The following is a 22072-nucleotide window of genomic DNA, read 5'->3' as shown; positions in this document are numbered from 1 at the left end:
CGTAACAAAATTATGAATATCAACTGGACGAACCTTTCTCAACAGACGTTTATTACCGAATACTGGAATAAAAAACCCGTCGTACTAAAAGCAGCAGTCACAAATTTTGACGATCCGATTGACGCTAATGACCTGGCGGGTTTAGCCATGGAAGAAGTTGTAGAGTCTCGAATCGTTCGTTGTGACCAAGGTTGGAATGTAAAGCATGGTCCTTTTTCCGATTATGGCGACTTACCTGAGCGCCAATGGTCGTTACTCGTTCAAGGTGTTGACCGTTGGATTCCTGAAGTTCACGAACTGCGCAAACTAGTATCCTTTTTGCCACAATGGCAAATAGACGACGTCATGGTTTCGTTTTCGAGCCAAGGTGGTGGCGTGGGTGCTCATTTAGACCAGTACAACGTATTTATATTACAAGGCCAAGGGCGTCGTCATTGGCAAGTTGGTGCGGTAGATAAGACTTTACAACAAAAAGAAACGGTAACCGACTTGTTACAAGTAGATAGCTTTGACGCCATAATCGACGAAATACTAGAGCCAGGTGATCTTTTATATATCCCGCCTTTTAGTCCGCATTGTGGCGAAACATTAGAAGATGCTATGAGCTATTCGATTGGATTTAGAGCACCAAGCCAAACCGAACTGTTAACGTCGTTTGCAGATTATATTTTTGAAAATGAATTGGGAAAAAACAGATTTTCAACCCAAGTCAACTCTAACCCATCAAGACTTAAAGGTGCCATACCTGGACAAGATATAGATGCTCTCAAGCAATTTATGCTAGAAAGTATAGAGTCTGGTAGGTTTGAACATTTTGCTCATCAATTTTTAACCGAGCCAACTCGAGAGTTAGATATTGTTCCAAGTGAACACGAGTGGAGCGAATCACAATTGTTACAAACCTTACAATCTGAGCACGTACAACTGAACAAAGTGTTAGGCTTACAAACCTCCTATCGCATCACAGAACAGTCATTACAATTTTTTTGTAACGGCATGTACTTTTCGCTTGCACCTAATCAATTGAATCTCATCGAAATCTTATCTAAGCAAGAAACAATGACTAGTAAAGAACTAAAAAGTTCCTTAGTACAATTAGAAAATATCACTCTATTGACTACACTTATAAATACAGGGTACTGGTATATTAGTGAGTAACAATGAGCTACAAGAGCAACAAGGTAAAGTGGTGTAATTACTCTTCAGAAATCCGTTCGATTAGAGAACAAGTATTTATTTATGAATACCGATTTTCTGAAGAGCAAGAATTTGATGGTGACGATAACGAAAGCGAACATATTTTAGTAAGAGACCCCACTGGCAAAGCGATCGCGACTGGTCGCTTAAGTCGAGATGGCAAGATAAGCCGGGTCGCTGTCCTAATGCAATATCGCAAAAAGGAAGTGGGTAAAACGGTCATCAACGGGCTGCTGAATATTGCGAAAGAACGAGGTCTAAAAAAGGTCTATTTCGATTCTCTATTAGACGAAGTTCGAAAATATCGGAACCAAGGGTTTATTCCTATAGGTAGTGTTTATATGGAAGCCGGTATCGCCAAACAGCCCTTAATGTGTGACATAGAACTATTCAAAATATCAACTACAATCCTACACTAAGCAGTTTATAACAAGTTAGAGTTCTCCCATTAAGGCCAACTTGGAATGGCCGACCTTCCTTCCCTTTCAACAGTAAAATCTTTAGTTAATTTTCTAATACCACATGGCCAATTTTTATTTACAAAGAAAAGAGGTCAAACCAGTGGTTGTGCACAGAAATAGTTAGGTACAAAACCGCGAAACTGATAGAGTCTCGGCAAAATATTTAGTTACATAGAGGACCTAACTTTGGCCGTTTTTTCTCAACCAGAATTCGATAATCACGAGCAAGTAGTTTTTTGTAATGACGAAGCTACAGGCTTAAGAGCAATAATTGCCGTACACAATACAAACTGTGGACCGGCTGTTGGCGGTTGTCGCTTTTGGAATTACGACAATGATGAAGAAGCGCTTGTCGACGTATTGCGCCTGTCAAAGGGAATGACTTACAAAAATGCTCTGGCTGGATTAAATTTTGGTGGTGGTAAAGCCGTTATTATTGGCGATCCTAAAAAACTAAAATCAGAAGCTCTATTCCGTGCATTTGGTCGTGCTCTCAACAACCTAAATGGCACCTATTACTCTGCAGAGGACGTTAACATAACGACCGGAGACATCATGCATGCTCATAAAGAAACAGAGTTTGTAGTGGGTCTCGAAGGTAAAAGTGGTAACCCTGCACCATTTACTGCATACGGAACATATTTGGGTATCAAAGCTGCTGTTAAACACAAGCTAGGCAAAGACAACTTACAGGGCTTAACCTTTGCAATCCAAGGCTTAGGCTCAGTTGGTATGTATTTGTGTGAACGTTTACACGCTGAAGGCGGAAAGCTGATCGTTACCGACATCAACCAAGACGCAATCGACAAAGCCTGTACAGAGTATCAAGCGCAGGCCGTCGGTCTGAATGATATATATGCCGTTGAAGCAGATGTATACGCGCCTTGTGCTTTAGGTGCCACTATTAATGATCAAACCATTCCACAGTTGAAGGTTTCTATAGTTGCTGGCTGTGCCAACAACCAATTAAAAGAACCTAAGCACGGTAATGCACTAATGGAAAAAGGTATCCTTTATGCCCCTGATTACGCCATAAACGCCGGTGGCATCATTAACATCTTCTTTGAGCAAGATCCAGAGGGTTACAGCGAACAAAAGGCAACTCGTAAAGTTGAAGAAATTTACGACACCCTGATGACAATTTTTGAGCGTTCTGCTCAAGAAAACAAACCCACCCATGAGGTTGCCGACATAATTGCACAAGAAATCATCAAGCGCGGTGGTAAGTAAGCTTCAACTGGTACAACCTCGTAAAAAAAAGCAGACACTCGTCTGCTTTTTTTGTGTTCGTTCAATGCAGTTAAAACCAAAATCTCTTATAAATATACATTTGTATATCTAAAAATAACGAAAAACATGCGTTTTTTGGTTTTTTTTTATCCAAATCATCACCTTGATCCCTAGCAAAAAAAATATTTTCCCTGTAGGTTAGAAATATCACCAATATAAAAAAAATTATGGTGATTCATAAGAATAATTTAAAGGGACCAAACATGTTTAAATTAAAACCAATTTCGAGAGTATTAAAGTACTCTTTGCTTTCGAGCCTTTCTGTTGGTGTTCTTTCCCCATCTCTTGCTGTAGCGAATGAGACCGCCGCAGAAAAAGACATTGAAAAGATTGCAGTTGTCGGTTCGCGAGCAGCGCCTCGCTCTATCGGTGATTCTCCAGTACCAGTTGATGTAATCAGCTCTGAAGAATTCAACAAGCAAGGTTCGACAGATATGGTATCGATGTTACAAACATCAGTACCTTCTTTTAACGTAAATGAACAGCCTATCAATGACGCATCCACCCTAGTTCGCCCTGCGAACTTACGTGGTATGGCTGCTGACCACACCTTAGTATTAGTTAATGGTAAACGTCGTCACCGCTCAGCCGTTATCACTTTCTTAGGTGGTGGTTTGTCTGATGGTGCGCAAGGACCTGACTTATCAGTCATTCCTTCAATCGCGATTAAGCAAGTAGAAGTACTTCGTGATGGTGCTGCCGCACAGTACGGTTCAGATGCAATTGCTGGCGTAATTAACTTTGTACTGAAAGACGACCAAGAAGGCGGTCAGTTTGAAGTTAAATATGGCTCTCACTACGAAGGTGATGGCGATACAATTCAGTACGCTGGTAACGTTGGTTTACCGCTAACATCTGAAGGCTACGCAAACTTCTCTTTCGAATTCAAAGAAGCAGACCCAACGAGCCGCAGTGTGCAACGCGATGACGCAGCAGCACTTATTGCAGCAGGTAACAACTTTGTCGCTGACCCAGCTCAAGTTTGGGGTAACCCAGAAATCAAAGACGACATTAAGCTATTTGGTAACTTTGGCCTACAGCTAAACAAAGACGCAGAAGCTTATATGTTTATCAACTACGCAGAGCGTGAAGTTGAAGGCGGTTTCTACTTCCGTAACCCACATAACCGTGGCGGTGTTAACGACGGTGGTACGGATGATGATGGCAACCAATTATTACTTGTTGGTGATTTAACAGGTGATATGAGTGGTAACTGCCCTACCGATATCCAAGTAGGTAGCAACGTTCTACAAAACTCACGTTACATCAATGAAGTAGCTAACAACCCAGATTGTTTTGCGTTTAACGAAATGTTCCCTGGTGGCTTCACACCTAAGTTCGGCGGTAAAATCGTAGACTCTGCGATCGCTTTAGGTACAAAAGGTGAAACAGACCTATTCGTTGACGAGTTAAACTATGACATCAGCTTCTACGCTGGTTCAAACGAAGTTGACTTCATGATACGTAACACGATCAACCCTAGCTTAGGTCCAGATACGCCAACTGAATTTAAGCCTGGTAAATACATTCAATCAGAACAGTCTCTTAACCTAGACCTTTCTAAATACTACGACAACTTCAACGACGGCACGTTAAACGTTGCCGGTGGTGTTGAGTTCCGTCACGAGTCGTACGAAAGTATCGCAGGTGACTATAAGTCATGGGAAATCGGTCCTTTAGCATCACAAGGCTTTGGTATTGGTTCTAACGGCTTCCCTGGTTTATCAGCGAAGAGTGCTGGTAAAGCAGACCGTCGTAGCTTTGCAATCTACACTGACCTAGAGTACATGGTTAATGATGATCTAATGCTATCTGCAGCATTGCGTTTCGAAGACTTCTCTGACTTCGGTAACACAACAAAAGGTAAACTAGCAGGTCGCTACCAGTTAAATGACACTATGGCGCTACGTGGTGCATTTAGTACTGGCTTTAAAGCACCTACGATTGGTCAATCAAACGTTCGTAACGTAACAACAGCGTTCGGTACAGACGGCAAACTTATCGACCGTGCGACATTACCTCCAACAAATCCTGTTGCGGTATTAAAAGGTGGTCAGCCACTACAACCTGAAGAGTCTGAATCAATCAGCTTCGGTTTTGTCGGTGAGTTTGACAACGGTTTATTCGTTACAGTTGACTACTTCAACATTGAAGTAACAGATCGTATCGCTACCGTTTCTGGTATCAAGCTAACTCAAGACGACATCGACACGCTTCTAGCACAAGGTGTTCAAGACGCATCTAGCTTTACTGAAGTAAGTTACTTCACTAACGACTTTGACACTGATACTAAAGGTGTTGACGTTGTAGCTAACTACTCTCAGGACTTCATGGGCGGTGAGAACAAGTACTCTTTAGCGTACAACTGGACTGAAACAGAGGTAACTCAGCACTCTGAGAACATCTCTGCAGAACGTGTACGTATGATTGAAGAAAACTTACCTAAGCACCGTTGGAGCTTTACAACTAACCACCAAAATGACGGCTGGCGTTTAATGGCTCGTGTTAACTACTTTGCAGACATCTATGAAGATCACTTAGACTCAGGTCTACCGATTGAAGATATCTCTGCCGAGTTCACAGTTGACTTAGAAGCGGGTTATGACATCAATGAAAACTTCGAACTAATTGTTGGTGCGAAGAACGCATTTGATGAAACACCTGACGAAAATACTCAGTGGGACAATGAAATTGCTGGCGCGAAATACCCAGTAACTTCACCTATTGGTATCAATGGTGGCTTCTACTACCTGAAAGGTGTTTACAAGTTCTAATCCAGAACGACAAATCAACCTAATAAGAAACCTGATTCCTATGATTCAGGTTTTTTTATACTTTGATTCTGTGAATCTAATATCAAAAAAAAAGCTAGAGCAAATTGCCCTAGCCTTTTCGTGATATTTGTTGTTTACACTTAATTGTAAACAATCAGTAATTACCAGCCAGTTTTCTCAGCTAGTGCTTTACCGATGTCAGCAAGAGAGCGAACTGTTTTAACACCAGCTGCTTCTAACGCTGCGAATTTGTCATCAGCAGTACCTTTACCACCAGAGATAATCGCACCAGCGTGACCCATACGCTTACCAGCAGGTGCAGTAACACCAGCAATGTAAGAAACAACAGGTTTAGTTACGTTTTCTTTGATGTATGCAGCAGCTTCTTCTTCTGCCGTACCACCGATTTCACCGATCATTACGATAGCTTCAGTTTTAGGGTCCTTTTCGAACATTTCTAAAACGTCGATGAAGTTTGTACCTGGGATCGGGTCACCACCGATACCAACACACGTAGACTGACCGAAACCAGCGTCTGTAGTTTGTTTTACCGCTTCGTACGTCAAAGTACCTGAACGAGATACGATACCTACACGACCTGGCTTGTGGATGTGACCAGGCATGATACCGATCTTACATTCACCTGGAGTGATTACACCTGGACAGTTAGGGCCAATTAGGCGAACACCTAGCTCGTCACAACGAACTTTAGCATCTAACATGTCTAAAGTAGGGATACCTTCAGTAATACAAACGATAAGTTTGATACCAGAGTTAGCCGCTTCTAAGATTGAATCTTTACAGAATGCTGCAGGTACGTAGATTACAGACGCGTCAGCACCTGTTTCTGCTACTGCTTCAGCTACTGTGTTAAATACAGGTAGACCTAGGTGAGTTTGACCACCTTTACCTGGAGTAACACCACCAACCATGTTAGTGCCGTATGCAATTGCTTGCTCAGAGTGGAAAGTACCTTGAGCACCAGTGAAACCTTGACAGATTACTTTTGTATCTTTGTTAATTAAAATGCTCATTATTTGCCCTCTGCAGCTTTAACAACTAATTCAGCAGCGCTTTGTAGGCTTTCTGCTGCGATGATGTCTACGTCAGAATTTGCTAGTACTTCACGACCTTTTTCAGCGTTTGTACCTTCTAAACGTACAACTACAGGTACGTTTACGCCTACTTCTTTAACCGCACCGATAATACCTTCTGCGATCATGTCACAACGAACGATACCACCGAAGATGTTTACTAGAACAGCTTTTACATTGTCGTCAGAAAGGATGATCTTAAATGCTTCTGCAACACGTTCTTTAGTTGCGCCACCACCTACATCTAGGAAGTTAGCTGGGCTACCGCCGTTTAAGTTAACGATGTCCATTGTACCCATTGCAAGGCCTGCACCGTTAACCATACAACCAACGTTACCGTCTAGTGCAACGTAGTTTAGTTCCCACTTCGCTGCATCTGCTTCACGCGCGTCTTCTTGAGAAGGATCGTGCATTTCTTTGATGTCTGGGTGACGGTAAACCGCGTTGCTGTCGATCGCTACTTTAGCGTCAAGACAGTGTAAGTCACCAGCTGGAGTGATTACTAATGGGTTAACTTCGATAAGTTCAACGTCTTTCTCTTTAAACATTTTTGCAAGACCTAAGAAGATCTTAACGAACTGAGAAACTTGCTTGCCTTCTAGACCAAGCTTGAACGCTAAGTCACGGCCTTGATAAGGTTGAGCACCAACTAGTGGGTCGATAGTTGCTTTTAAGATCTTTTCTGGAGTTTCTTCTGCAACTTTCTCAATCTCAACACCACCTTCAGTAGACGCCATAAATACGATACGACGGCTCGAACGGTCTACTACCGCACCAAGGTATAATTCTTGTGCGATGTCTGTGCATGTCTCAACTAAGATACGGCTAACTGGTTGGCCGTTTTCGTCTGTTTGGTAAGTAACTAAACGCTCACCTAACCACTTTTCTGCGAATGCTTTGATTTCGTCTTTAGTCTTAACAAGCTTAACACCGCCCGCTTTACCACGGCCACCGGCGTGAACCTGTGCTTTAACTACAAACTCGTTTCCACCGATTTGGTCTGCTGCTGCAGCCGCTTCTGCTGGAGTTTCGGCAGCGATGCCTTTAGATACAGGAAGCCCGTATTGAGCAAACAACTGTTTACCCTGATATTCATGCAAGTTCATGATGTTCTATCCATCTCTATTATAAGTAAAAGGCTGCAACTTCTATGCAGCCCAATTTAACATGCGGGGCTATTATAAATATCCCCTCAATTAGTGCAATAAAAGGCATTAATAAATGCCTTCAATTGCCATATTTAATCGACGTTTAGGACTATTATCTAAAATTAGATGTCTAGTAATAAACGCGCAGGGTCTTCTAGTAACTCTTTAACTGTTACAAGGAAACCAACTGACTCTTTACCATCGATTAAACGGTGGTCATAAGAAAGAGCTAAGTACATCATTGGTAAGATTTCAACCTTACCGTCTACCGCCATTGGGCGATCTTGAATTTTGTGCATACCCAAGATTGCTGTTTGCGGCAGGTTAATGATCGGTGTAGAAAGCAACGAACCGAAAACACCACCATTAGTGATAGTGAAGTTACCGCCTTGCATTTCTTCAACCGTCAATTTGCCATCACGACCTTTGATCGCTAACTCGCGAATGCCGTTTTCGATTTCTGCAAAATTCATCTTATCGCAATCACGTAATACTGGTGTTACAAGACCACGAGGAGTAGAAACCGCAATACTTACGTCAAAGTAGTTGTGGTAAACAATGTCGTCACCATCGATAGATGCGTTTACCGCAGGGAAACGCTTAAGCGCTTCAACAACAGCTTTAACATAGAACGACATAAAGCCTAGACGAGCACCGTGACGCTCTTCAAATACGTCTTTGTATTGCTTGCGAAGATCCATAATTGGCTTCATGTTAATTTCGTTAAATGTAGTTAACATAGCCGTTGAGTTTTTCGCTTCTAACAAACGGTTCGCGATTGTTTTACGAAGACGAGTCATTGGAACGCGTTTTTGTGTACGTTCACCAACAGGTGCTGCCGGAGCAGGAGTTGAAGATGCAGCTTGCTTAGGTGCAGGAGCGCTAGCGCCTTGCTTTTCAAACGCCTCTACGTCTTCTTTTGTGATTTTACCGTTTTTGCCAGTACCTTTGATCTTGCTAGCGTCAAGGCCTTTTTCTTTAACCAGACGACGAACAGACGGAGACATTACTTCATCACCAGATTCCGCCGGCGCTTCTTCTGTTTTCGCGGCTGGAGCAGCTGAGCCGCCAGCAGTGATTTCTGCGATGTCTTGTTCACCAAGAACAGTGTCACCTTCTGGATTCATAATCTTAGAGATTACACCTGATTCTGGCGCAACAACTTCTAGAACAACTTTGTCAGTTTCGATATCAACTAAGTTTTGATCGCGTTCAACACTGTCACCTTCTGACACGTGCCAAGTTGCGATAGTTGCATCAGCAACTGACTCAGGAAGAACTGGAACTTTGATTTTTACCACTTGTTTTTCACCACTGTCGTTAGACGCAGATTCTTTCTTTTCAGAACCAGTGTCTGAGCTAGCTTCTGCAGGAGCTGCGTCAGCTGCACCTACTCGTGCGATTACTTGTTCGCCTAATACAGTCGCACCTTCATCTTCAAGAATTTCTGTAATAACACCGTCTTCTGGTGAAACTACTTCAAGTACAACTTTGTCTGTCTCGATGTCTACTAGGTTTTGATCGCGAGATACTTTGTCACCAACCTTAACGTGCCAAGTGGCCACTGATGCGTCAGCAACTGATTCTGGTAATACTGGAACTTTAATTTCAGTAGTCATGATTAATCCTTGAGATTATTTAATCGTTAATGCGTCGTTAACCAACGCTTGTTGTTCTTTGGCATGGACAGATGCATAACCTACCGCTGGCGAAGCTGATGCTTTACGGCCCGCATAAGTTAGATTTGCCCCAGTTGGAATCGAGTTCCAGAAATGGTGTTGACTACAGTACCAAGCACCTTGGTTCTGAGGTTCTTCTTGACACCAAACGAAGTCTTTTACGTGCTTGTACTTTTCGATTACTTTGTCCATTTCTGCATGTGGGAATGGATAAAGCTGCTCAACACGAACAATTGCCACGTCTGTTTGCTCGTCTTTACGACGCTTGTCCAGTAGGTCGTAATAAACTTTACCTGAACAGAACACAACGCGCTTAACGTCTTTAGCTTCGATGTCATCAATTTCGTCGATCACATTGTGGTACGTACCTTCCGCTAATTCTTCTAAAGAAGAAACGGCAAGTGGATGACGCAATAGAGACTTAGGCGTCATTACCACAAGAGGACGACGCATCGGACGAATTGCTTGACGACGGATCATGTTAAATACCTGAGCCGGCGTTGAAGGCACACAAACTTGCATATTGTGGTCAGCACAAAGCTGTAAAAATCGCTCTAAACGCGCAGAAGAGTGCTCAGGGCCTTGACCTTCGTAACCGTGAGGTAACAACATAGTCAAACCACATAAGCGGCCCCACTTTTGCTCACCAGAGCTAATGAATTGGTCGATGACAACTTGAGCTACGTTGGCGAAGTCACCAAATTGCGCTTCCCAAATAACAAGAGAATCTGGCTCAGCCGTCGCGTAACCATATTCAAAGGCTAGCACGCCCACTTCTGACAATACTGCATCATAAATTTCAAAGCGGCCCTGGCCTTCTTTGATATTTTCTAATGGTGTGTACGTCGCCGCATCATCTTGGCTGTGAATTACAGCGTGACGGTGGAAGAAAGTGCCACGGCCAGAGTCTTGACCTGTCAAACGAACATTGGTTCCGCGTTCAACTAGATCTGCATAAGCTAATGTTTCAGCCGTACCCCAGTCTAACAACTTTTCACCATTAAGCATTTTAACGCGTTCATCGTATTGCTTTTTAACACGAGAATGTGGCTTAACATGGTCAGGGTAAGTAGTGATTTTATCACCGAGTTCTTTTAACTTTTCAACTGCAACTGCTTTATCGTACTCGATATCCCAGTCATGGCCTAAATATGGTGACCAATCTACAGAATGCTCAGTCATTGGACGCCATTCTTCTACGGTACACTCACCTTGGTCTAGAATAGCGCGATATTCATCCATTAGCGTTTTAGCTTCATCATCTGACAACACACCTTCTTTTACTAGACGGTCGATGTACAACTGACGAGGTACTGGATGCTTTTTGATTTTTTGATACATCAAAGGTTGCGTTGCGTTTGGCTCATCAGCTTCGTTGTGGCCATGACGACGGTAACAAACTAGGTCAATCACAACATCACGACGGAACGTGTTGCGGTAATCAACAGCGATTTGTGACACTAACGCAACCGCTTCTGGATCATCGGCATTCACGTGGAAAATCGGTGCCTGAACCATTTTAGCAATATCAGTACAGTATTCTGTCGAACGCGTATCTTCTTGGTTAGACGTAGTAAAACCAACTTGGTTGTTTACAACGATTCGAACCGTACCACCAACTTTGTATGCACGAGTTTGAGACATGTTAAACGTCTCTTGTACAACACCTTGACCCGCAATCGCAGAGTCACCATGAATCGTGATCGGTAAGGCTTTAGAACCCGTATCACAGTCGCGACGGTCTAAACGTGCACGAACAGATCCCATAACCACAGGGTTTACGATTTCTAAGTGAGAAGGGTTAAATGCCAACGCCAAATGAACGTTGCCACCTTCTGTAGCGAAGTCTGAAGAGTAACCTTGGTGATACTTAACGTCACCAGCTAATAAAGACGGGTCGACTTTGCCACCGAACTCTTCAAAAAGCTCACCAGATTTTTTGCCTAATACGTTAACAAGAACGTTCAAACGACCACGGTGTGCCATACCAATAACGACTTCTTTTTGACCAGAAGTACCAGCGCTGTGAATGATTTCTTTAATCATCGGTACCAGCGCATCACCACCTTCTAATGAAAAGCGTTTAGCACCAGGGAATTTTGCGCCTAAGTATTTTTCAAGACCGTCTGCCGCAACTAGGCCTTTTAAGATTCGTTTTTTGATCTTTGTATCAAATTGAGGCGTACTCTTGATTGACTCTAAGCGATTTTGAATCCAACGCTTTTCATCAGTATCGGTAATGTGCATGTATTCTGCACCGATAGAGCCGCAATACGTTTGTGTAAGTGCATCGAAAAGCTCGCCTAACGGCATTTTGTCTTTTCCGATCGCAAACGAACCGACATTAAATTCTTTGCTCTTATCAACGTCCGATAGCTCGTGATGCTCTAATGTCAACTCACGAACTTTTTCACGCTGCCAAAGCCCAAGCGGGTCTAAATTGGCGTTCTGATGTCCGCGGAATCGGAAAGCATTAATAAGTTGTAATACTTTTACTTGTTTGGCATCAGCTTCGTCGGCTGCAGATACCACTGTGCGGTCTTTAGTTTTGGCTAGTTGAGCAAACAGGTCGCGCACTTCAGAGTGTTTAGTCTCAACCGATACCCCTTCTACTTTAGGGAGGTGGTCAAAGATTTCACGCCACTCGTCAGAGACAGATGTAGGGTCATCTAAGTACAGTTCGTACATCTGCTCAACATATACCATGCTGTTAGCTGAAAGATGGGAGCTTTCTAGCCAAGTTTGCATAACACCTTCGTGCATTAGATATATATCCTTGTAAGTCGTTAAGACTATATTTTACATAAATTTAAAATAAAAAAGAGCCCTTCCAAGTAAATGAAACGACTCTTTTTTGTTAAAGATTAACCACTGGACTTTCTGCCAAGATTAAACTGACCTCTGCAATAACATTGATTTAATGTGACCAATCGCTTTGGTCGGGTTTAAGCCTTTAGGACAAACATTCACACAGTTCATGATGCCGTGGCAACGGAACACACTGAATGCGTCGTCTAAATCAGCTAATCGTTCTTCAGTCGCAGTATCACGGCTATCGATTAGGAATCGGTAAGCGTGAAGAAGGCCTGCAGGACCAATAAACTTGTCCGGGTTCCACCAGAACGACGGACATGATGTCGAACAACACGCACACAAGATACACTCGTAAAGTCCATCAAGCTTATCGCGGTCTTCAATTGATTGAAGGTGTTCACGCGCAGGTGGTTGTTTGTCATCATTAATTAAATACGGTTTTACTTTTTCGTATTGAGTGTAGAACTGAGTCATGTCAATTACAAGGTCTCGTACTACTGGAAGACCTGGTAGTGGACGAACAACAATTTTGTCGCTACCCAATGCCGATAATGGCGTAATACACGCTAGACCATTTTTACCGTTCATGTTCATGCCGTCAGAGCCACAAACACCCTCACGACAAGAGCGGCGGTAAGATAATGTAGGGTCTTGCTCTTTAATTAGGTTAAGAGCGTCCAACACCATCATGTCTTGACCTTCCTCAACTTGAAGTTGGTAGTCCTTCATGTACGGCTTGTCGTCAACGTCCGGGTTATAACGGTATATAGAGAAATTCAACGTTTTCATAATGCGTTACATACCTTCTTAGTAAGTTCGCGCTTTTGGCGGGAACGCTTCACGGTGGTTAGGTGACATGTTTACGTCACGTTTACTCATTTCTTCCGTCGTAGGATCATAGATACTGTGACATAACCAATTTTCATCGTCACGCTCTAAGTAATCTTCACGGCTGTGAGCACCACGGCTTTCTGTACGGAAGTTTGCAGCTACCGCTGTTGCGTATGCAGTTTCCATCAAGTTATCAAGTTCTAAACACTCGATACGTTGTGTATTAAACTCAGAAGAGTTATCAGAAAGTTTAGCGTGTTTTAAGCGCTCACGAATTTCTTTAAGTTCAGATAGACCTTCTGCCATCGCTTCACCTGTACGGAATACAGAGAAGTTTAATTGCATGCAGTTTTGTAGGTCTTTCTTAATTTGAACCGGATCTTCACCTTGCTTAGTAGACTCCCAGCGGTTGTAACGTTGCATTGCTTCTTCCGCGTCATCTTTTGAGTAGTTAGTAGCACCACCACCTTCACCAAGGTATTTTTCAAGGTATAGGCCAGCAGCACGACCAAATACAACTAAGTCAAGAAGTGAGTTACCACCTAGGCGGTTAGCACCGTGTACAGATACACATGCAATTTCACCTACTGCGAATAAACCTTCAACTTCTTTGAATGAGCCGTCTTCCGCTTTTGTTAATGCTTGACCATTAACATTAGTAGGAACACCACCCATCATGTAGTGACATGTTGGGATTACTGGAATTGGTTCGTCAGCTGGGTGTACGTGAGCAAATGTCTTAGACAATTCACAAACACCTGGTAAGCGTGACTCAAGCGTTTCACGACCTAAGTGGTCTAGTTTCAGCTTGATGTGTGGGCCATGTGGACCGTCACAACCACGACCTTCGCGGATTTCTGTCATCATTGCACGTGCAACAACGTCACGACCAGCAAGGTCTTTCGCGTTAGGCGCGTAGCGTTCCATGAAACGTTCGCCGTCTTTATTTAGAAGGTAACCACCTTCACCACGACAACCTTCAGTAACTAAGGTACCTGCACCAGCAATACCCGTTGGGTGGAACTGCCACATTTCCATATCTTGAAGAGCAACACCTGCACGAGCCGCCATACCAACACCGTCACCAGTGTTAATGTGTGCGTTGGTAGTAGACGCGAAAATACGACCTGCACCACCTGTTGCTAGCACAGTTGCACGAGCTTTAAAGAAAACAACCTCACCAGACTCGATGTCGATTGCCGTACAACCGATAACAGCACCGTCTTGGTTCTTAACCAGGTCTAATGCGTACCATTCGCTGTATACAGTCGTCTTGTTTTTAACATTTTGTTGGTATAACAAGTGTAAAAGAGCGTGGCCTGTACGGTCAGCTGCTGCAGCGGTACGTGCAGCTTGTTCACCACCAAAGTTCTTAGACTGACCACCGAATGGACGTTGGTAAACTTTACCGTTTTCGAAACGCGAGAAAGGTAAACCTTTGTTCTCCATTTCTAAAATTGCTTCAGGACCTGTTTTACACATGTACTCAATTGCGTCTTGGTCACCGATGTAATCAGAACCTTTAACGGTGTCGTACATGTGGAATTCCCAGTTATCTTCGTGGGCGTTACCTAAGGCAACGGTAATACCACCCTGTGCAGAAACAGTGTGTGAACGAGTTGGGAAAACTTTTGAAATCAAAGCACAAGACTGCCCTGATTCAGCAATTTGCAATGCAGCACGCATACCCGCGCCACCTGCGCCGATTACTACGGCATCAAATTCTTGAACAGATATACTCACTAGACACCCCACAGAATAAATAAGCCAGCTACAACATACGCAAGACCAATAGTATTAAGGATAAAAGTCAATACTGTGCGAGTTGCTGTGTTTTTAACGTAGTCTGTTAGTACTTGCCATAAACCGATACGAGTGTGGACCCAGATACATAATAATGTAATGAAGGTAAAGATTTTCACACCGAGGTTTGCAAACAGACCTGACCAAATTTCGTAGGTCATTTCTGGCGTTGTTAAAAAGACATATAAAATGAAAAACGTGTACGCGGTCATAATCAACGCAGTTGCACGCAACGATACGTAATCTTGTACACCGTCTCGCTTTAAAGAAGCTTGATTGATTACCATATCCATACTCCTGCTAAAATTACTGTTACTAACCAAATAGCGATTGCTAATTTAGCACTAAGGTTACCTGACTGAAGTTCTTCCCAGTGACCCATATCCATAACCATGTGACGTAAACCGCCAATGATGTGATATGAAAGTGCTGCCAGAGTACCAATTGCAACAATTTTACCGAATACACCTTGGATTAGTTCTTTTGCGAACTCAAAGCTTTCAGCAGATTGTAGAGAAATGGCCCATACTACGATTACAAATATGAGTGCGAAGAACATAGCAACACCCGTTATGCGGTGTAGAATCGACGCATTTGCCGTAGCTGGCATTGAGATAGTTGTCAGATCTAGATTTACAGGTCTTTGTTTTTTCACGATTACATGCCTATCAGAGCTGTTGTTTTTTTAGAGTATACCGATGTATTACACCGATGGATTTGTTGAGCTTTAAAATTTCTTTGTTTATTTATGTCCAAGCTCACCAAAGGCTTACTGCATACGTGTGCAGTAGTCGCAGTATATATAGCGATTTGAGATATATCAATTTCTGTTTAAATTTAACGTGTTAAAGTTGACTTTTTGACCACTTCGACACGTATAGTGAATAAAAATTAAACATTTGTGCAATTAAATTGACTTTTTACTCTACTTTAGAGTTACAATGTCGTGATTTTTTAAATGACTTACGCTTACTCTCTTTTATTTTCTTCTATACTGAAGAGCAATAAAAAAGATGAGTCCAACTACTATATATGAGGAGAACATGCATGGCAGATAAAAAGGCCACAGTTCAAGTCACAGGGCAAGAACCATTCGACTTACCAATGATGTCTGGTACAGCTGGTAACGATGTTATCGACGTACGTACTTTAGGTGCGCAAGGCGTATTTACATATGATCCAGGTTTTTTGGCCACTGCTTCATGTCAATCTAAGATCACGTTCATTGACGGTGCTAAAGGTATTCTTTTACACCGTGGCTACCCAATTGAACAATTAGCCAATGAATCATCTTACTTAGAACTTAGCTACCTGCTACTTCACGGTGAACTACCAAGTGCAGAAAAGTTAGCTGAATTCGAAGAAACAATCACACACCACACGATGGTTCACGAAAAAATTGCGACCTTCTTCCAAGGTTTCGTTGTTGACGCACACCCAATGGCAATGCTTTGTGGTGTAACTGGCGCATTATCAAGCTTCTATCACGATGACTTAGATATCACAGATCCAGAGCAACGTAAGCGCAGTGCATATCGCTTAGTAGCGAAGTTGCCTACGATTGCAGCGATGGCGTACAAGTACAGCATCGGTCAACCATTTGTTTACCCTCGCAACAACTTGTCGTACTCAGAAAACTTCTTACACATGATGTTCTCTGTACCAGCAGAAGAGTATAAAGTTAACCCTGTTCTTGCTTCGGCAATGGACAAGATCTTCATGCTTCACGCTGACCACGAGCAAAATGCTTCAACGTCTACAGTTCGTTTAGCTGGTTCTTCAGGTGCTAACCCTTATGCGTGTATCGCAGCTGGTATCGCTTCACTATGGGGCCCAGCGCACGGTGGTGCAAACGAAGCATGTTTAAACATGTTGAAGAAAATTGGTTCTGTTGATCGTATTCCAGAATTTGTTGCACGTGCAAAAGACAAATCTGACCCGTTCCGACTAATGGGCTTCGGTCACCGTGTTTACAAAAACTTCGACCCTCGTGCAAAAGTTATGCGCGACACATGTCACGAAGTTCTAGAAGCACTAAACATTAAAGATCCTCTACTAGATGTTGCTATGGAACTTGAGCGCATCGCTTTAGAAGACCCGTACTTCGTAGAGAAGAAGCTATACCCGAATGTAGACTTCTACTCAGGTATCATTCTTAAAGCTATTGGTATCCCAACAAGCATGTTTACAGTTATCTTCGCGATGTCTCGTACTGTTGGTTGGATTAGCCATTGGGACGAAATGCTTAGCGAAGAAGGCCAAAAAATTGGTCGTCCTCGTCAGCTTTACACAGGTGAAGCACAACGCGATTACGTACCAGCAGACAAGCGCTAATTTTAGCCTTGTACTATTATTAAAGCGGCTTTATAGCCGCTTTTTTTATGCCTGTTAACCAGAAGTTTATTCGTGCTTGCTGCGCTTGATGAAATCGGCCAATTATTAGTGAAAATATTAACTTTTTCGTAATTATTGAAATAGAACCTTTATTGAAATGAAATAAGTTACTGAAAATAAAGTAAATTAATATTGGCATTGGTCTTGCCACTTAAGTAAAAAATTTATAAATGGAATATTAAAATGAAAACTGACCGCTTGCACCCTCTTACCAAAGTGTCTCTTATTGCCCTAACAGTTGTTGGCTTACTCAATATTTCTGGTTGTGAAGAAGCGACCGCTTCCGTTGATAGCGAAAAAAAGCAGGAAGAAGTTATTAAAGTACCTGTTGCCGTTACGAGTTTACAACGTCAAGACATTGCCAACTACTATGCATCTAATGCCACGCTAGAAAGCCCAGCTGAAGCAGACGTGATCAGTAAGGTCCAAGGCTTAATCGAAAAAATATACGCCGAAGAAGGTGATTACGTTCGCAAAGGACAAGTATTAGCCGAATTAGACAGTGACCGGTATCAACTCGTCCTTCAACAGCGCGAAGCCGATTTACGTCAGGTTAAAAGTGAACTTGACCGTATTAACGCAGCTAAAAGTAAGAACCTTGTCAGTGCCGACCAGCTCGAAAAACTCCAATGGCGACTCGAGTCACTTGAGGCTTCTACAGAGCTCGCGCAATTGGATGTTAATGAAACAAAAATAGTCGCACCAATTAGTGGTTTTGTTTCAAAACGCTACGCCAAAGTGGGAAATCTTGTCCACCAGTACCAACACCAAAACCTTTACCATATCGTAGCTCAAGACAAACTTGAGGGCGTGTTGTTCATTCCTGAAAGCCGTTTTAAAGATATTAAATTGGACCAACCGGTTCAGCTCTCGCTTTCAGCCCTAAACAATAAGACCTTTGACGCACGTATCGCACGTATTAGCCCGGTTATCGACGCTAATAACGGAACGTTTAAAGTCGTGGTTCAAGTCGATAATAGTCAAGGTGAGTTAAAGCCAGGTATGTTCGCTGAAGTGAACATTCAATTAGGCTTACACAAAGATGCGCTGGTTGCTCCGTCAAATGCAGTCCTTTCACTCGACAACAACCATATGGTTTATCAAGTTATTGATGGTAAAGCGGTTAAAACCGACATAACCATGGGCTATCAACACCAAGGAATGATTGAAGTTTTGTCAGGTTTAGAAGACAACTCGACATTAATCATTGCGGGCCATAACAATTTAAAAGACAAAGCCGACGTTACTATCGTAGAAAATAACTAATCGTTGAGACAAGGAAAACACTATGAAACTAGTCGAAGTCGCCATTAAACGTCCGGTCACGATTTGGATGTTTGTTTTAGCCGTCATGTTATTTGGTTTAGTCTCGTTAAGCCGACTTGCAGTAAACCTATTACCAGACTTGTCATACCCTACTCTAACAATTCGCACAGATTATGATGGTGCAGCTCCGCAAGAAGTAGAGATGCTGATCAGCAAGCCAATAGAGGAAGCTGTTGGTGTTGTGAAAAATGTTCGTCAGGTTCATTCCATATCTAAAGCTGGTCAATCAGATGTGGTTTTGGAGTTCAATTGGGGAACCGATATGGACATGGCGAGCCTGAACGTGCGAGAAAAGCTCGATATTATTCAGTTACCACTGGATATAAAAAAGCCCGTATTGTTGCGCTTTAACCCGAGTTTAGACCCGATCATGCGATTTGCATTAACGAATAACTCCGAGACTATGAACTTAAAGCAAGTTCGTATATTTGCCGAAGAACAAATTAAACGCAACTTAGAGTCGACTACGGGTGTTGCTTCTGTACAAGTCGGTGGTGGTCTCGAACAAGAGATCCATGTCGAAATCGATCCATTCAAACTCAATCATCACCAAATCACCTTACAGCATGTGCTTAACCGTTTACGCCAGGAAAATATCAATATGGCGGGCGGTCGAGTAAAAGATGTAAGCCAAGATTACTTTGTTAGAACTATCAATCAATTCCAAAATCTCGATGAAATCCGCGATTTAATCATTAAACAAAATCAGCTGAACATAGTCCGATTGTCTGATGTCGCCACTGTGACAGACAGTCACAAAGAGCGCGACTCTATAACTCAGATTAACGGCGAAGAAAGCATCGAAATTGCCCTTTATAAAGAAGGTGATGCAAATAGTGTAAAAGTAAGTCAATTAGTTCAGGCGCAGCTAAAACCTATAAACAAACGTTTGCCTGAGGGCCTAAAATTAACTGCTGTTTATGACCAGGCCCAATTTATCGAGTCGGCCGTTTCCGAAGTTAAAACTGCCGGAGTCATCGGCGGTTTATTGGCGATGTTTGTATTGTTTTTGTTCCTTCGCAACAGCTGGACAACGTTTATCGTTTCGCTTTCTATCCCGGTATCGGTAATCGCAACGTTTAACTTTATGAATGCCAATGGAATCTCACTTAACATAATGAGTTTGGGTGGTATCGCTCTGGCTATAGGTTTGTTAGTAGACAGTGCAATTGTTGTATTGGAAAACATCGCTCGACACAAAGAGCAAGGTGCAGCGCCAAAGCTGGCAGCGTTATTAGGCACCAAAGAAGTTGCGATGGCAGTAACAGCGTCAACGTTAACAACAATGGCTGTGTTTTTTCCACTAGCCTTTGTTGAAGGTATCGCTGGTCAATTATTTAGTGACCAAGCCCTAGCCATTACCTTCGCTCTGTTAGCGTCTCTTATTGTTTCGCTGACACTCATCCCAATGTTGGCCTCACGAGAACGCCGTGAAATGGAATTCAGTCCTGAAGTCGCTCCAAGAGAAAAATCAGGGAAGCCAACTCACAGATTATCCTTGTTCTTTTGGTATCTGACTTGGCCTGTTCGCAAACTCTTTTTGCTTGTCTTCTATTGGCTACCATTATCAATCGTAACAATAGGCAAAGTGGTGGTTCGCGGATTGTTGAAAGCAGCCGGTGTGTTCTTTCAACCTATTGCGTTTGGCTTTAATTGGGGTTACGACAAATTAGCTAACAGTTATAACCGCTTTTTGGCACGAGTCATCAAAACTCCTCTAGCCGTGATTTTTTCAATCACGCTGCTATCGTTAGGTAGTATTCCTTTAGCCAAACAATTAGGCAGTGAGTTATTGCCACCAATGGCACAAGGAGAATTTTATGTCGATATCCTAATGCCGACGGGTACTAAACTCGACGTTACTGAACAAACATTAACTAAGTTATCATCACATATCACTGACCATCCTGCTGTTGAAAAAACCTACAGTGTGATTGGTACGGGATCATTGATGAATGCCTCTCCAGGCCAGAGTGGTGACAATTGGGGCCGCCTAAACGTGGTACTCAACAAAGGTTCGTCAAAGCTTGATGAGCAATCGGTAATTTCTCTATTACGTGAAAAAATGGCCACCATGCCGGGCTTTACGAGTAAAATAGACAGACCCCAATTGTTGACCTTTAAAGCACCAATTCAAGTAATCCTGTCGAGTTATGAGTTAGACACTCTTGCAACCTACAGTGAACGATTAGTAAATCGTTTTAACGAATCAGATTTGTTAACTGACATTAATCCGACCTTAAAATCTGGTAATCCTGAGGTAGCTTTAGATTTTAATCACACTCGCTTAGCACAATTGGGGTTAACGGCAGCAACTGTATCGGACGTTGTTGCCACACAAGTTGGTGGCACAGTCGCGACAAAACTCAGTATAGGTGACCGAAAAGTAGATATTCTTGTTCGTACTGAGGAAGAACATCGAAACTCGGTAAACGCCTTAGGCCAACTAATAATTAATCCAGATGCTAATCAAGCCGTTACACTAGAAGATGTCGCTGACATTACAATTACGACGGGCCCAAGTGAAATTAATCGTTTACAACAAGAGCGCGTTGCCATTATCGACGTTAATGTTCTAACTGATGACCTTTCTACTGCAGTAAAAGAGGTCGAGCAGATTATTGTTCAAAGCAACCTTCCGCTCAACATAACTTGGAGTATCGATGGCCAAAATGAAGATATGGAACGCTCATTCGATAGCCTAATGTTTGCATTGGCCCTTGCGGTATTCATGGTTTATATCGTAATGGCGTCACAATTCGAATCTTTATTACACCCTCTTTTAATCCTATTTACTGTACCACTTGCAGGTGCTGGTTCAGTTTATGGCCTGTATTTAACAGGTACTAACTTGAGCGTAGTTGTATTCATAGGATTAATTATGTTGGCCGGTATAGTGGTTAATAACGCAATTGTGTTAATAGACAGAATTAATCAATTACGTGCCCAAGGAGTTGAGAAACTAGACGCGATTCAGTCAAGTGCCAAGAGTAGACTGCGCCCTATTGTCATGACTACATTGACGACTACTCTGGGTCTGTTACCTCTTGTTATTGGCAGCGGTGATGGCGCAGAAATGCGCACTCCGATGGCTCTGACAGTAATATTTGGCTTATTGTACGCGACAGTTTTGACTCTGCTGTTCATTCCTTGCCTGTATGCCTTGCTCGATCAAAAGGTATTTACACCAGAAACTACTCCAGAAAAAGCAAAGCCAGAGCAAGCTACACCAGAACTAAGTACAGTAGAGAGCTAAGGAGA

Annotated in this window: 15 protein-coding genes; 7 read left to right on the top strand and 8 right to left on the bottom strand. The window is 42.7% G+C overall.

What is annotated here, in order from left to right:
• The first annotated feature begins 12 nt into the window (after window positions 1–12).
• The 4 genes from J1N51_RS00945 (at window position 13) to J1N51_RS00930 (ending at window position 5722) form a co-directional block, all read left to right on the top strand.
• Window positions 13–1158 carry a cupin domain-containing protein gene (locus J1N51_RS00945; protein WP_208832140.1) on the top strand — a complete coding sequence of 382 codons (1146 nt, stop codon included), beginning with the start codon at window positions 13–15 and terminating at the stop codon, window positions 1156–1158.
• 2 nt (window positions 1159–1160) lie between these two features.
• Window positions 1161–1616: a GNAT family N-acetyltransferase gene (locus J1N51_RS00940; protein ID WP_208832139.1), complete on the top strand. Its 456-nt coding sequence runs from the start codon at window positions 1161–1163 to the stop codon at window positions 1614–1616.
• Window positions 1617–1844: 228 nt separating this feature from the next.
• Window positions 1845–2888 (top strand): Glu/Leu/Phe/Val family dehydrogenase, encoded by a 1044-nt coding sequence (locus J1N51_RS00935; protein ID WP_208832138.1) that lies wholly within the window; start codon window positions 1845–1847, stop codon window positions 2886–2888.
• Window positions 2889–3151: 263 nt separating this feature from the next.
• Window positions 3152–5722, top strand: coding sequence for a TonB-dependent receptor plug domain-containing protein (locus J1N51_RS00930; protein WP_208832137.1), 2571 nt, complete (start codon window positions 3152–3154; stop codon window positions 5720–5722).
• A gap of 161 nt (window positions 5723–5883) precedes the next feature.
• Here the strand turns inward: J1N51_RS00930 and sucD are convergent, their stop codons facing one another.
• The 8 genes from sucD to sdhC all read right to left on the bottom strand — a co-directional run bounded on the left by sucD (window position 5884) and on the right by sdhC (window position 15746).
• Window positions 5884–6756 (bottom strand): succinate--CoA ligase subunit alpha, encoded by an 873-nt coding sequence (sucD, locus tag J1N51_RS00925; RefSeq protein WP_208832136.1) that lies wholly within the window; start codon window positions 6754–6756, stop codon window positions 5884–5886.
• Window positions 6756–7922: an ADP-forming succinate--CoA ligase subunit beta gene (gene sucC, locus J1N51_RS00920; RefSeq protein ID WP_208832135.1), complete on the bottom strand. Its 1167-nt coding sequence runs from the start codon at window positions 7920–7922 to the stop codon at window positions 6756–6758. The genes sucD and sucC overlap by 1 nt, the downstream gene beginning before the upstream one ends.
• A 164-nt stretch (window positions 7923–8086) precedes the next feature.
• Window positions 8087–9583 (bottom strand): 2-oxoglutarate dehydrogenase complex dihydrolipoyllysine-residue succinyltransferase, encoded by a 1497-nt coding sequence (gene odhB / locus J1N51_RS00915; protein WP_208832134.1) that lies wholly within the window; start codon window positions 9581–9583, stop codon window positions 8087–8089.
• A 15-nt stretch (window positions 9584–9598) separates the two neighbouring features.
• On the bottom strand, window positions 9599–12406 hold the full coding sequence (sucA, locus tag J1N51_RS00910) for a 2-oxoglutarate dehydrogenase E1 component (protein WP_208832133.1): 2808 nt from the start codon (window positions 12404–12406) through the stop codon (window positions 9599–9601).
• A gap of 126 nt (window positions 12407–12532) precedes the next feature.
• A complete protein-coding gene (locus J1N51_RS00905; RefSeq protein ID WP_208832132.1) occupies window positions 12533–13246 on the bottom strand; it encodes a succinate dehydrogenase iron-sulfur subunit in 714 nt (237 codons plus the stop codon).
• An 18-nt stretch (window positions 13247–13264) separates the two neighbouring features.
• Complete coding sequence (sdhA, locus tag J1N51_RS00900; RefSeq protein WP_208832131.1) at window positions 13265–15031, bottom strand: succinate dehydrogenase flavoprotein subunit; 1767 nt, start codon at window positions 15029–15031, stop codon at window positions 13265–13267.
• A complete protein-coding gene (gene sdhD / locus J1N51_RS00895) occupies window positions 15031–15378 on the bottom strand; it encodes a succinate dehydrogenase, hydrophobic membrane anchor protein (RefSeq protein WP_208832130.1) in 348 nt (115 codons plus the stop codon). The genes sdhA and sdhD overlap by 1 nt, the downstream gene beginning before the upstream one ends.
• Entirely contained in the window at window positions 15372–15746 is a 375-nt protein-coding gene (gene sdhC, locus J1N51_RS00890; protein WP_208832129.1) for a succinate dehydrogenase, cytochrome b556 subunit, read from the bottom strand. The genes sdhD and sdhC overlap by 7 nt, the downstream gene beginning before the upstream one ends.
• Window positions 15747–16138: 392 nt before the next feature.
• On the opposite strand from sdhC, the gene J1N51_RS00885 reads away from it, so the two are divergent.
• The 3 genes from J1N51_RS00885 to J1N51_RS00875 all read left to right on the top strand — a co-directional run bounded on the left by J1N51_RS00885 (window position 16139) and on the right by J1N51_RS00875 (window position 22067).
• Complete coding sequence (locus tag J1N51_RS00885) at window positions 16139–17425, top strand: citrate synthase (RefSeq protein WP_208832128.1); 1287 nt, start codon at window positions 16139–16141, stop codon at window positions 17423–17425.
• A 243-nt stretch (window positions 17426–17668) separates the two neighbouring features.
• A complete protein-coding gene (locus J1N51_RS00880; protein ID WP_208832127.1) occupies window positions 17669–18751 on the top strand; it encodes an efflux RND transporter periplasmic adaptor subunit in 1083 nt (360 codons plus the stop codon).
• 22 nt (window positions 18752–18773) lie between these two features.
• Complete coding sequence (locus tag J1N51_RS00875; protein WP_208832126.1) at window positions 18774–22067, top strand: efflux RND transporter permease subunit; 3294 nt, start codon at window positions 18774–18776, stop codon at window positions 22065–22067.
• Window positions 22068–22072: the final 5 nt, after the last annotated feature.

Origin of the sequence: Psychrosphaera ytuae, from assembly GCF_017638545.1 — a bacterium.
Classification (GTDB): Bacteria; Pseudomonadota; Gammaproteobacteria; order Enterobacterales; family Alteromonadaceae; genus Psychrosphaera; species Psychrosphaera ytuae.
This window is presented reverse-complemented; position numbering and strand designations above follow the sequence as displayed.